This is a genomic window from Lentisphaera araneosa HTCC2155, from assembly GCF_000170755.1.
Lineage (GTDB): Bacteria > Verrucomicrobiota > Lentisphaeria > Lentisphaerales > Lentisphaeraceae > Lentisphaera > Lentisphaera araneosa.
This window is the reverse complement of record NZ_ABCK01000017.1, coordinates 65,814-79,173: the sequence shown is the minus strand read 5'-3', so window position 1 is coordinate 79,173 and position 13,360 is coordinate 65,814. Positions and strand designations below refer to the sequence as shown.

General features: G+C 40.9%; 7 protein-coding genes. 2 read left to right on the top strand and 5 right to left on the bottom strand.

Annotation, left to right across the window (positions count from 1 at the left end):
- Positions 1-5: 5 nt before the first annotated feature.
- Together LNTAR_RS16445 and LNTAR_RS16440 are read right to left on the bottom strand one after the other, a co-directional pair.
- Positions 6-2,654, bottom strand: a complete 2,649-nt coding sequence (locus tag LNTAR_RS16445; RefSeq protein WP_007279867.1) for a DEAD/DEAH box helicase family protein — start codon at positions 2,652-2,654, stop codon at positions 6-8.
- Between the two features lie 28 nt (positions 2,655-2,682).
- A complete protein-coding gene (locus tag LNTAR_RS16440) occupies positions 2,683-4,626 on the bottom strand; it encodes a BRCT domain-containing protein (RefSeq protein ID WP_007279866.1) in 1,944 nt (647 codons plus the stop codon).
- Between the two features lie 210 nt (positions 4,627-4,836).
- Here LNTAR_RS16440 and LNTAR_RS16435 point away from each other — a divergent pair, with 210 nt between their 5' ends.
- Together LNTAR_RS16435 and LNTAR_RS16430 are read left to right on the top strand one after the other, a co-directional pair.
- Positions 4,837-5,781 carry a serine/threonine protein kinase gene (locus LNTAR_RS16435; RefSeq protein ID WP_007279865.1) on the top strand — a complete coding sequence of 315 codons (945 nt, stop codon included), beginning with the start codon at positions 4,837-4,839 and terminating at the stop codon, positions 5,779-5,781.
- A 184-nt stretch (positions 5,782-5,965) separates the two neighbouring features.
- Positions 5,966-9,154 carry a phosphorylase b kinase regulatory subunit alpha/beta gene (locus tag LNTAR_RS16430; protein WP_040915156.1) on the top strand — a complete coding sequence of 1,063 codons (3,189 nt, stop codon included), beginning with the start codon at positions 5,966-5,968 and terminating at the stop codon, positions 9,152-9,154.
- Here LNTAR_RS16430 and LNTAR_RS16425 read toward each other — a convergent pair.
- The 3 genes from LNTAR_RS16425 to nagA are packed head-to-tail and all read right to left on the bottom strand — an operon-like array spanning position 9,151 to position 13,134.
- Complete coding sequence (locus LNTAR_RS16425; RefSeq protein WP_007279863.1) at positions 9,151-10,602, bottom strand: hypothetical protein; 1,452 nt, start codon at positions 10,600-10,602, stop codon at positions 9,151-9,153. The genes LNTAR_RS16430 and LNTAR_RS16425 overlap by 4 nt on opposite strands.
- Positions 10,599-11,936, bottom strand: coding sequence for a class II 3-deoxy-7-phosphoheptulonate synthase (locus tag LNTAR_RS16420; RefSeq protein ID WP_007279862.1), 1,338 nt, complete (start codon positions 11,934-11,936; stop codon positions 10,599-10,601). Before LNTAR_RS16420 ends, LNTAR_RS16425 begins: the two co-directional genes overlap by 4 nt.
- Positions 11,929-13,134, bottom strand: a complete 1,206-nt coding sequence (gene nagA / locus LNTAR_RS16415) for an N-acetylglucosamine-6-phosphate deacetylase (protein ID WP_007279861.1) — start codon at positions 13,132-13,134, stop codon at positions 11,929-11,931. The genes LNTAR_RS16420 and nagA overlap by 8 nt, the downstream gene beginning before the upstream one ends.
- Positions 13,135-13,360 lie beyond the last annotated feature (226 nt).

Genomic DNA, 13,360 nt, shown 5'->3' with positions numbered 1-13,360 from the left:
CTAAGTCATTGCCACAAGTCTTGGCGCTCAACTTCTTCGCTAAAGTTGGATGAGAAAGTTTTGGTCTTGGCTTTCAAGAGGCTTCTTTGTCCCTCGGAAGTACGAGTATAAATCAACTCACTTGTGCCGAGATATTTCTCCCAACTCTCCAAAAAGCTGGTTGCTAGGTTTTTTCTTGTTGCTAACTTCAATGGAACCGTATGATAATCAACTCGATTAAAAAATAAGAACTTTTCTTTTCTAGATATGAGATACCTAGGATTATCAACACAAGAAAAAATTTCATTTAAGGCATCGGCAAATAAGGAAGACTCATAGAAACTGACGCCTTTTAAAGCCATCGTAAAACTCCCATCAGGTCTCTTATTGACGCTAATAACTTGATCTTGACTTGGTGTTTTTATAAAGCTTTCTTTACTTAAAGCTTCAGCTAAAGCTTTTCCAATTGATTTTAAGGAACCATCAACGGGTAGATGATAAAAAAGAACCTTCAATATTTTCCAAGTTTGAGGAAGTTTCCACAAGAGTGCTCCGATAACAACAAAAGCTATAAAGCCCTTGAAACCCAACTCTCGTTCCAATAGCATGCGACTTTCGTATAATGCCCAAAAAGCTGCACTTATTTGAGTCAATAAATAAGCAAAACTATAGCGTAAATGATATGTCCTTATTTTAGGAACTTGAGTAAAACGGAGTGATGGCACCACTCGTGCAGCTTCGTGCGTATCCAAGGCTTTCTTCCAACGTTCAGCTTCACCTTCAATATTTTCTAGCGCCTGAACCATCTTGCGGTTACTAAGCTTTAAATTCCATGATTCTTTAAGACCCGTCGCATGATTGAGCGTAAAAGCGTTTAACCTGCCAAAGCCAGTCTCAATTTTGAGTTCCTTACTATTTAAACCTGGAAATGTTTTAAAGCGCTCCTTTAAATCGAAAAAATCACTCCAACCAGAATAAGATTTTGGGTTAATCGCCACTAGGTGCCAAATAGAACTGATTTTATTAGGAGCTTTTAAATCGCGCCTTATGGCTCGACCTCGCATTTGATTAGTTTGCATAAACGAACCCACCGTACTGGCTAAAACAAGTGAATTCACCACTGGTGCATCCCAACCTTCCCCCAATAAAGAGCGTGTTCCAATCAAAACTTTAATCTGTCCCATCATTAATAAATGGGTGTAGATTTTACTTATTGTTTGTAGATTTGTTGTGAGCTCAAAGAAATCAGCTGCTAAGCTACTTTTTTGATAATCACCCTCGCCAAGAGAAAACTTATCTTTGAGAAAATCCATTTTTGTCATGTGGACTAAGTTCAAACGTCCACAGATTAAAGCCAATTCATTCGGGCAAGGGCTGCTACTTAGTAAGTCCTTAAACAGGGGCACCACCCCCAAACAGGGTTCAGCGAACTTTTCTCCATTCGCTAATTCCTCATCTCTAATAAAGTCACAGAGGATAACTTGCCTCAAGTCATTCCCTCGTTTATTAAATTCAATTTCATGAATGCGACGAACCCCTTCTACTTTTGCGGAACTTAATGATAATGAACGCTTTAAGTCTTGAGAAAATTCAATGAATAATGTATTCCTTTGTAAAAGTCGGTGCGAGCGTAATAAACGCTTTAATTCAGATCTATACTGATCTAAATGGGAACTCTCTTTTATATATTTTGAAAAAAGCAGTGTATGGATCAACACTTGCCACCACTTCCTCCCTAACTTAGGTATGAATTCTTGTTTTAAATCCAAGGCTAGCAAAAATTCTTGATCTATGGCTTGTCCTTTAGAATTCAAAAAAACGAGGATAGCGATCAATTCTTCTGGCACTCGAAAAAGCCCCTCCCAATCAGCTAGATCATGAAACATTTGATGGTTTTTAAGTAAGGCTTCAAATTGACTATCGTCGTATAAACTTTTGCACAAGTCTTCCACGCATTTGTCGTAGGCTTGAATCTTTTCACTCTCACTCTCGGTCGCATCACATGCCCAAACAAAATCCTGATGAGGACATAGCGTACCCGCTTTCACTAATTCAGGAATCGAGATTTCTTCATCTATGGTTCCGCAAAGCGATTCATACCTTATCCATTCATGTCCCTTTGAATCGTAAGGAGGCGTTGCCGTCAAAGACACAATTGTCAGATCTTCTTTAAGTTGCATAAGCTCATCAAGAACTTTGTACCACTCAGATCTTAAATGATGTGCCTCATCCAAAATAAGAGCGCCAATTTTATGTTTCTCTAATAAATCAACAAAATCCTTTACAGCAGTTTCTGTGAGTTTTATTGCTCCATCGACTTCTGAACCTTCTTCTCCTGCACCTCGCAGCTTACTGTAGAGAGCTTGGTAAGTTACGGAATTAAAGCTCGCCAATTCATCAAGTGAACGACTCAGCCAAGGTAGATCCATAGAAAAGTCACAGAAATCTTCTAGTCGATTAAGCCATTGATCTCTAATAATTCGCGTTGGAGAAAGAACTAAAGCGTTTTTTTCCAACTTTCTAAAAACTTCAATTCCCAAAGTTGTTTTACCTGCACCAGGAGCTGCCACAATATGCAGTTTTTTGTCATCAAGGTGCTCTTCTAAAGCGTCAAGAACCCGTTGCTGATATGGTCGCCATGTAAAACGAAACTCTAATTTAGGAAATCCCTTCATCTCACCTCTCCTCCTCTAGAAAACTTGTCTAAAACAAATCTGGTTGAATGAGCTCACCTTGTTCTTCTGGATCTGAGGGAGCTTCGATGCCGATCATTTCTTCTGGCTCATCTTCCGCGGAATTGAGTTTATTCTCTAAATCATCGCGTCCCCAAACTTCTACACCTAGGTCTATGGCTTTTTTCTCTTTTGAAGAACCCGAACCCTTGGCTTTCACCACGAGTACAGAAGTTTTTTTACTCACTGAACTACCGATCTTGCCACCTTCAGTTTTCACTTGTTCTTCTAGCTCAGGTGAACGAAAGCCAGTAAACACCAAGGTTTGCCCCGCAAACATACCACCCTCATTAACGAGAACTTTTTTGTACTTGAGCCCAGGTAATTCAGCTGCAAACTCCCAGTAAGCATCAATCGAATCTAAGTAGGATTTGGCGCTAATTTCTGAATAGCCGTCAACCTCAAGTAATTCTTCAAAACTCGGCTTAATCCCAGCTTGATCATATTTCTGTAAGAGTTCGAGTTTCTTTTCTCCTAGCCCCTTAAATAAATTGCTCGCATGTTGCAAGCGTGGCAAGGGAACGTCAACAACTGAAATCTTAATCGAATCAAGGACTTTTTTAGCTTTACGCTGCTTAAACCCTTCGAGTTTGAGCAGGTCTTCCATTGTTAAATTAAGCAGGTTTTTCACACTCTGGTAACCGGCATCCCACAAGGAAGTGATAATCCCTTCTCCGACTTCATCTGCTTTAAGTGTCGAAAAGAAATCAATTAGTGCAGCCTTATTCGTCGCTGGACAGAGCTTGTTTTCACAAACTATATCAACGCGATTTTCATTCCAGACTAATTCCGATTCACAACTGGGACATTGCTTAGGCAAATCAACATTTTCAATTGCATTGGGCACACCGATTACTTTAGGAATCACATCGCCTGAACGTATAATTGTAACTGTTGCGCCTTTCGCAATGCCACTATCTTCTATGAAACGTGCATTAATCCCGGTAACATTAGAAATCGTCACCCCTGCTAAGTCGATCGGCTCAATGCGAATCACTGGTTTAGCTGCACCATTTTTTGATATTTGCCAAACCACCTCTTTTACAATGGAAGGCAATGAGTCGTCGCTCTCGGGCTTCCAAGCACGAGCGGCACCAGGATTAAGAGAGTTGGTTTCTTTACCTATTTGGTGGAATAAGTCGCTATCATTAATTTCGAGTACTAAACCATCACATTGAAAACGAGTTTCTGAATCATAAACTTTTTGTAATTCCGCATCTTTTAAATCTTCTAGTTTATACAGAGGGCAAAGAACTTTGTACTTCCATTGAGCATTAATATAACGATTACAGAATTCAACCTGATCTTGTTTATGCGCCATTTGCGCACTCCGCACTCCATACGCCACATAGCAGACATCCGCCAATTCTCGACTCAGAGTCTTACGGCTTAAAAGTCCTGCCACCATATTGCGAGGATTCTTAAACTTTTCGCTATACTTCGTCTGAAATTTCGCTTCGTCCATAATACATTCGCCGATGAGGTAACCTGTGAAATCTTGCGGAAGTCGCAAATCACACAAAGGGTTCACTGTGAAGTGTTCACCCACATCTTGACCGAACATGCCGTCCCCGCGGGTGTAAGCGCCTTTATAAATTCCATCGACAAAATATACCAGAAGTGATAGCCCATCATATTTTGGAGTCACACAAATCTCAGTATCTAAGGGAATGCTTTTGGATTTACTCCAATCAAAAACTTCGGCCTGAGTTTTAATCTTATTTAAACTGCCCATGGGCACAGCTAATTCGACTTTATTTTTTTCGATTTCGTAGCCCACTTTATCGCGAAATTTTTGATCGTTCACTTGCTCTAATAAGTAATCGTACTCTGCATCACTTAAAGGACTCTCTCCCCCCGTTCGATAGAGTTGATTTGCTTGATCCAATTTTGCTTTGAGAGCGTCGATATCCATAGTTTGTAGGGTCCTTAATTTTCTTTAATCCTATACTACACCGAGCTAATTTTTATGAAAATGTTAGCAATTGATAAAAAACTTAGAATAATCGTTAAATTTTTATGAATAGTGTGAGCATTCTATACTTTGACTGCATTTAGTACTTACAGAGGGATTAGATTTTAACTACACTTATCTACTGAAAATGGGTTAAAAGGAAGCGTCATTATGAATAAAAAAATGCCAAAAGTTTTGAAGTCGAGTACTAATTACAAGATTTTAAAACTCATTGCTGCTGGCGGTATGGGAGAAGTTTACGAAGCAGATATACTCGGTGCGGAAGGCTTTTCGAAAAAAGTGGCGATCAAAACACTTCTCGCAGAAATGGATGCAGACCAACGCTTTATTGATATGTTTATTTCAGAGGCGAAATTGGTCTCCAACTTGGTTCACGAAAACATTGTGCAAATTTATCAACTCGAACGCGCTCCTTTCGGACACTTTATTGTAATGGAACTTGTCGAAGGCATTGGCCTACACGATATGATTGACCGCTTGCGCGAAGACAATCTCGCATTGCCTTACCCACTCGCAGTCTTCATTGCAAGTCGTATTGCTCGTGGATTAGCTTATGCCCACAACCGTTGTGACAATGAGAAAAACAACTTAGGTATTGTTCACCGCGACATTTGCCCCAACAATATTTTGGTAACTAAAGAGGGCTTGCCAAAGCTCACTGATTTCGGTATTGCCAAAGCTCTCTCCAATTCCATCACCAGTAACGATCAATGCCTTATGGGTAAGCTGGTTTACATGGCTCCCGAGCAAGCACGTAAAGAACAAGTAGATAAACGCGTCGACATTTATGCTTTAGGCATGGTTCTCTTTGAGCTACTCTCGGGTAACTTTAGTCGCGATGCCGAAAATGAATCTGAACTTTTTGAATTAGCTTGTGCAGGCGCAGTTAATATGGATGCCCTCCCCGACGATCTACCACCTGAACTCGAAAATATCCTCTTCCGTTCCATTCAAGTTGAACCCTGTGATCGTTTCCAAACTGCCGACGAGATGTGTACAGCACTTGAGTACTTCATCTACAAAGACGGCTATGGCCCCACAATTGTTTCTCTAGAAAATTTCATGAAGAAGTTCTTCCCTGATCTCTACGATTAATATTAATTCATAGCTTTTTTCTAATGACGAATTTTGTAAAGAAATTCGTCATCTTTTTTTCTATCGAGCAGGCTTGAACACAAGCTTCAAAAAAAGCTTTTATTTTTGTAAAATATTCATACCCAAAACACAAACCTCATCTATCATTGATAAAATAATTTTAGTTAATAACCCACTGCGAATCATGAGTCAACAAAACACCGAAGAAACTCTCGACAAATTCTACCAAGAAGTCTACCAAACAATTTTAGTCCGCCAAGACCCTCTAACTGGCCTCTTCCCTGCTAGTACCGACATTAATGAACACGGGGATTATACCGACGCTTGGGTAAGAGATAATGTCTACACTATCCAAGCCGTTTGGGGTTTGGCCATGGCTTACCGCAAATCTAATATCGACAAATCTCGTGCCTATTCGCTTGAGCAATCAGTCGTCAAGCTCATGCGCGGTCTTCTACAGGCCATGATTCGTCAGTCACATAAAGTCGAAAAATTTAAACATAGCCAAGACCCACTCGATGCGCTTCACGCAAAATACGATACTCAGAGTGGCCAAACCGTAGTTGGTGATGATCAATGGGGGCATTTACAACTTGATGCAACGTCAATCTTTTTATTGATGATTGCCCAGATGACCAAATCGGGGCTCAGAATCATTTTCAGTCACGATGAAGTCGACTTTGTTCAAAACCTTGTTCACTACATTGGTCGCGCTTATCGCACACCTGACTTTGGCATTTGGGAACGAGGTCACAAAATCAATAATGGCATGGCAGAAGTCAACGCCAGCTCTGTAGGTATGGCGAAAGCTGCCCTCGAAGCTATGGATGAAATGAATCTCTTTGGCGAAGATGGTGACCAATCATCTTTAATCCACGTAATGGGAGACGAGATTGCTCGTTCACGTAGCACACTGCAAGCCCTTCTTCCACGCGAGTCCTACTCTAAAGAAGTGGATGCCGCAGTCCTAAGTATTATTGGTTACCCTGCTTTTGCCATCGAAGATCGTGAACTTCGCGACCGTACTCGTACTGAAATCATTGAAAAACTTGGTGGTCGTTATGGTTGCAAACGCTTCCTACTCGATGGTCACCAAACTGTCATGGAAGATGAGCACCGCCTTCATTACGAAACGAGTGAACTCAAGAACTTTAAAGATATTGAGTCGGAGTGGCCCCTATTCTTCACTTACTTAATGCTCGATGCACTCTTCCGAAATGATCAGACTGAAGCCCATAATTACCAAGAAAAACTCGAAGGCTTATTAGTCGAAAAAGATGGCTTACAGCTCCTTCCTGAACTCTTCTTTGTGCCCTTTGATGCCGTTGAAGCTGAAAAAGCTGCACCTCACTCACAAGAACGCGTGGCGAATAATAACTTGCCACTCATTTGGGCTCAAAGTCTTTTCTTGCTCGGCCGAATGATTAAAGAAGATCTTTTAAGTCTTAGTGATTTAGATCCATTAAATCGACATGAAAATTGTGATACACAAAAGCCCAAAGATGTTCAGGTCTGTGTGATTGCCGTTTCTCAGTCAGTCAAAGATCAACTACAGGAAAAGGGAATCCCCAGCCAAACTTTAGACGAAATTGAGCCAACCAAGATCATGTACCCAAATGAACTTGCACAGGTCCTCCACAAAATGGGTGCCAACGATAAGCTCGGACTTAGTGGTCGCCCCAAACGCCGCTTACGTGCCATGGCTACTTCGCGACTTTATCATATCAATGGTAAACCGGCCTTATTTCTGCCTCAATGTCAGAATTACCAAGATTTTTATCTCGAATTAGACAACCGTATCTTGATCGAAGAAATAAAATCAGAATTCTCTTATATTAGTCGTCACTGGACCGACGAAGGTCACGCCATTCAAGCGCTACTCGTTCGACAAAACATGCTTGATAATGAGAACTCCTCTGAGCTCTTCGAATTCTTACGCGATTTAAACTCTGGACAAATAGATTTTGCTAAAGCTACAAATTTTAATGAAGCGATCCAAAACACCAGTATTAAATCAATTGTAAATGTCCCCGACCTTCCTTCCTACTGCCCAACTTTAAATTCAAAAGTTAAACCGACTTTCTTCCTCAATAATAGTCCCGAAGAAACTGTTGAGCTGTCACAAAATATTATGGAGCGCTTGGCACAGGACCCACATGAAGATGAACTCTTAGATGAACTTTGTTTGAGCCGTAACCTTTATCGACAAGCCAAGATATTAGTTCATCTAGCGAAAAAACACCCCCTTTCTTATTCTTGTTACTTGAGTAAATACGATAAATCGCTTGCGCTCGAAGTCCTCCTTGAGGAAGTTTATCAAGATGCTGGCGAACTTCGCAAATGGTCCATTGTGCGTAGTATTGCGGGAATCTTAAGCAAATCACATTTTGGTCTCGATGATGCCGTGACCGAGCTCATTGTACGCCGTAAAGTCGTCATTGTAGGTCGATCCTACAACAAAAATGGTCTGATTCAGCAATCGACCAACAACCAAGAAATTATTCAAAAAATCAAAGAATCTTGCGGGGACGACACTCGTGAAGAACTCATTCACCAGGAAGTCCTCATTTTCCTCAGTTACGCTTTAAAACAAGACCCCGAGCTCTTCAACAACATGATTTCAATTCGAACGAGCGAATTCATCCATTTGATTGTGGCTCAAATTGCATCGGAATTAGAAATTTCTCAAGGTCAAGCCTTCGATCTCTTAGTCGCCATGTCGCCTCAAGCTATTCAAGAACGTCTTAAACTCGTGCTATCGACTTATAAAGAAATGAAGAGCAATATGCAGAGTCTGGAATTCATCAAAAATACTTCTGGAAGTTCAGATGCTCATTTTGTTGAAGGTGAAATTGATCAGGAATTCCAAACACGCGTCTCTAACTGGAAGAAATGGCGCTTACAAAATGGTGCCATCTGCCACCTACCTAAAGACTTTTATCCAAAAATTCGTACTGTTTTGAAAAGCTGCAAAGGTATCATCCTAGGTGATAAGTTTAATAGCTCGAATTGCATCGATTCGTCTTTAGTTTTAAGTTCTATGACCACAGGCGAGCCCGCTTTTGAGTTCCTCACCGAGAATTTGCTCAACGATATCCCCGCAGCAGACTATCGTCATTTATGTATCGAGGCCTTAAGTGCGATTGGTGCTTTTACAGTAGCTAACCCCAATCTGAAAATTGATGATTACTTTGTTATGGATGTCATCATTGGTCACGCCGTTCGTCTCAACTGGTTACATAAATACCCTGCACAAGCTCAACATTACCAAGAACGCAAAGCGCAAGCCTGGGAACTGATTTATCAAAGTTCACCTCAACGCGTTGCTGCAAGTGTGAGTGATGCGCTTAAATTCTTATTGGAACAGAATTAAGCTTTGAGGGCCTTTTCGAAGGCCTTAATTGTTTGCTCTAAAACTTGAATACGGGCATATTTTTTATTATTGCCCTCAATCACGTTCCATTTAGCACCTTTGCGTGAAGTACGAAAAATCATTTCGTTAACGGCATCATCGTATAGTTCCCACTTCTCACGATTACGCCAATCTTCTTCGGTGATTTTCCAACTTTTGTGTTCCGTTTTTAAACGTAAATCAAAGCGTTCTTTTTGAACCTCTTTATCTATATCAACCCAAAATTTAACGAGCACAACACCTTCTTCATTAAGGTGTTTTTCTGTTAGAGCAATTTCATCATAGGCTCTTTGCCATTCTTCCTCTGCGCAAAAGCCCTCCACTCGCTCAACGAGAACACGCCCATACCAAGTACGATCGAAAACGAGTAAATTTCCTAAATCGGGAAACTGAGTCCAAAAACGCCACATATAATGATGTTTCTTATCTTCACTACTGGGTGCCGCAATGGGACAGACTCGGTAATTTCGTGGATCAACGTAGCGTAGAAGACGCTTTATTGCCCCGCCTTTACCTGCGGCATCCCAGCCTTCAAATAAAATAATGGCCGAGCGCTTTTTCTTATAGAGTTTAAAGCTTAATTCCTGTAGGCGTTTCTGCAGCTTGGGCAATTGCTTTTCATAATCTTTTTTACTTATATCCAAACTTTGTAAGTTAGGACGCTTTGGTATTTCACAGCCATCTAATGATGAAGAAAATGATAAGACTTGCTTGTGCTCATTAATAAATTTACTGATCGAATCAACTAAGTATTCCGACGCTTTTAAAAAGGCATAATGAGGATTATCCGCAGGAATAATTGCCCAAGGTGATTCAGGAAAATCGGATCGTTCAATCATCTCATCTGCTGCATTTTGGTACTTAGTAAAGTTTTCATTCTGTTCAAAATCGTGCTTATCGACTCTCCAAGAAAGTTTCTTATCATTTTTTAAAGAGGCTAAGCGTTCTGACTGAGTATCATGTGAAATATTTAAAAATATTTTAATCACAAGCGCGCCATTAAGCAGGTGTTTTTTCTCAAACTCGAGCGCTTCGTCAAAATAAGTGCGACCACCACCTTGCTCAGCAATTTCCTTTCTAAAGGGAATTCGATACCAAGAACGATCAAAGAAACTAATACTGCCTTTTGCGGGTCCCGCATCCCAGAAGGGTTGCAACCATGAAATTTGATTCTTTTTCTTAATCCCAGAAGCAACTCTGTAGAAACGCGGATCAAAGGCTTGTACTAAATGACTAATACAAGCGCTTTTTCCCGCAGTTGAGAGGCCGTCAATAAGGATGAATACCGGTATGCCTTCATCGGCAATTTGCCTCTGCAAGTTTATTAACTGAAGCTCGATCGATTTAATTAACTTTGCGAGTTCCGCGGAACTCAAGTCAAAGAAGGTATCTCGCTCGGCTAATTTCATTTTTGCAACATCTCAGCTATGTCGTAGGCCAACTCTAGACTCTGTTGACAATTGAGGCGAGGGTCACAATTCGTTTGATAATTATTGCCCAAATCTAAATCAGAGATCTTTTGAGCTCCTCCACAAATTTCAGTTACATTGGCACCGGTAAGTTCAAAATGTAAACCGCCAGGCACCGTTCCTGCTTCACCATGTGTATCAAAGAAACCTTTGATTTCATCTGTAATGAATTGGAAGTCTCTTGTTTTGAAACCTGAATCAGCTGTGAAAGTATTCCCATGCATAGGATCACAACTCCAAAGTACATTGCGACCTTCATCTCGTACGCGCTTCACTAATGGAGGCAACATCGATCCAATTTTCCCATGACCGAAACGACTGATTAAATTGATTCGTCCTGCTTCATTATTAGGATTGAGGATATCTAGAATCTTTATCAACTCATCTGGATCCATAGTCGGACCAACTTTCATGCCCACGGGATTATTGATACCACGGAAAAACTCCATGTGTGCTGCATCAATTTGACGAGTTCGATCACCAATCCACACCATGTGTGCCGAACAATCATACCAACGCCCCGAAAGTGTATCTTGACGCGTCATAGCTTGTTCGAAAGGGAGAATCAAAGCTTCGTGTGAAGTATAGATATTTGTTCTCTTCAACTGAGGAACTTGCGTTGAGTTAACCCCACAAGCTTCCATGAAGGAAATCGCCGAGTCAATCTTCGCGGCAATTGATTCATAACGTTGACCTTCAGATGAGTTGGCAACAAATTCTTTATTCCATACGTGAACTTTATGTAAATCTGCATAACCGCCCTGCACGTAAGCACGCAACAAATTGAGCGTCGCCGTAGAATGGAAGTAAGCTTGCATGAGGCGATCTGGGTTTGGCGTGCGCGCTTCTAAAGTCGGCTCTGGACTATTGACGCAATCACCCCGGTATGATGGAAGCTCTAAACCATTGACCATTTCTGTATAAGATGAACGAGGTTTTGCGTATTGACCCGCAATCCTACCAATTTTAACGACATTTTTATTGGCCCCAAAAGTTAGAACTACCGCCATCTGCAAGAGGACTTTCATGGTCTCCCGAATATAAGTTGCATTACATGAACTGAAATCTTCTGCGCAATCTCCACCTTGTAATAAAAAGGCATCTCCGCGAGAGGCCGCAGCCAACTGTTCCTTCAAGGATTCAATTTCGCCGGCAAAAACTAAAGGTGGCAACTTAGCGAGTTTGGCACATGTCTCATCTAATTTATTGACTGGCCACTTGGGTTGCTGAAAAATCTCTTTCGTTCTCCATGAGTCGGGTGTCCATTCAGTCATTGATCTTCCTCAAGTTATCTTGGTTTTTAATGTAGGCGATATCGCCATTAATAAGTGTTGCTTGTAATTCATGATCTTTATTGAAAATCGCTATATCGGCTTTTAAACCTGGTGAAAGTTGGCCTCGATCACTTAGACCCAAAGATGTGCTCGGTGTCGACGTAAAACAAGCGATGGCTTCTTTAGGGTGCATATGAGTAAAGTTAATTACATTCTGCCAAGCCTGCTCTAAGGTCAACATTGAGCCTGCAATTGTCCCATCAGGCAGGAGCAAATGCTGATTTTCAATAATGTATTCATTATCATCAAATTTATATTTCCCGTCAGGCAAACCAGTCCCCTGATTTGCAGAAGAAACGGCCGCAATGCGATCTCCACCCTTGGCTCTACAAGCTAGGTCTAGCATTTGTGGGTGAATGTGGTAACCATCAAAAATGAGCTCACAAGTTAAGTTCTCATCCACTAATGCCGTAGATGACAAACCCATTTCTCTTTGGTGAAGTGGCTTCATACAGTTATAGAGGTGAGTCACATTACGTGCTCCCACTTTCATAGCGCTCTGTACTTGTTTTTCATCGGCACTACTATGTCCCAAGGAGGCTTGAATCCCATGCTGAGTCAGTATTTCAATAATTTCTTCCGCTCCTTCTACCTCAGGGGCGAGAGTCATCACCTTCAAAGTTCCCTGAGCTGCCTCAATAATTTTCTCTAACTCTTCCTTAGTATAGGGACGAATGCCTTCATCTCGCACTAAACCATTGAGTTCTGGATTAATGAAAGGACCAACTAAATGAATACCTAAGGCTTCAGCTCCACCATCTTGATTGAGTATGTGATCGCTTGTGCGTTTCAGAGCTTCAATCAATTTGGGGCGATTTGTGGATTGTAAAGTTGCTAGAAAACTACTAACGCCATGTGCAGGGAGTTCCCGAGCCATAACACCTAAGGCATTTATATGTGTTGTATCTAACAAAGAAATTTTACCAAAGCCATAGATATGGCCATCCAAAAAGCCAGGGACGGCATAACAATCTTTTAAATCTAAGCAATGCTTGTAGACAGCTTCTCTAAATGATGATGCACCACCAATAGCATATATTCGTTTATCGCGACACAATATGGAACAGTTATGGATCACCCGCCCGTTCGTAAGACCGTAGTCCACATTGATTAATAAATTATCCGTTTTAATCATCATTTTCTCTCAATTTTTTGACTCTTGATCAATTTAATCCTCGGCTCGCTTTTTTTCATGGCTCAGTTTGAGAAAAGCATCATAAAAAGGGATAAAAAGAAACAAAATAAAATTAAAATGTCTATTTGAATATTACAATTTTGAAAAGCTCCTGCGTGTCAAGAGCTGAATGAAAAAAAAGCCTGAAAATTAACTTCAATTTTTCTCGTTTTTTTCACTTGAAGAGCGC

Bases quoted from the DNA above. Each gene is read 5' to 3' on its own strand.
- LNTAR_RS16420 (WP_007279862.1), bottom strand. From the start codon at position 11,936: ATGACTGAATGGACACCCGACTCATGGAGAACGAAAGAGATTTTTCAG.
- LNTAR_RS16425 (WP_007279863.1), bottom strand. From the start codon at position 10,602: ATGAAATTAGCCGAGCGAGATACCTTCTTTGACTTGAGTTCCGCGGAA.
- LNTAR_RS16435 (WP_007279865.1), top strand. From the start codon at position 4,837: ATGAATAAAAAAATGCCAAAAGTTTTGAAGTCGAGTACTAATTACAAG.
- LNTAR_RS16430 (WP_040915156.1), top strand. From the start codon at position 5,966: ATGAGTCAACAAAACACCGAAGAAACTCTCGACAAATTCTACCAAGAA.
- LNTAR_RS16445 (WP_007279867.1), bottom strand. From the start codon at position 2,654: ATGAAGGGATTTCCTAAATTAGAGTTTCGTTTTACATGGCGACCATAT.
- LNTAR_RS16440 (WP_007279866.1), bottom strand. From the start codon at position 4,626: ATGGATATCGACGCTCTCAAAGCAAAATTGGATCAAGCAAATCAACTC.
- nagA (WP_007279861.1), bottom strand. From the start codon at position 13,134: ATGATGATTAAAACGGATAATTTATTAATCAATGTGGACTACGGTCTT.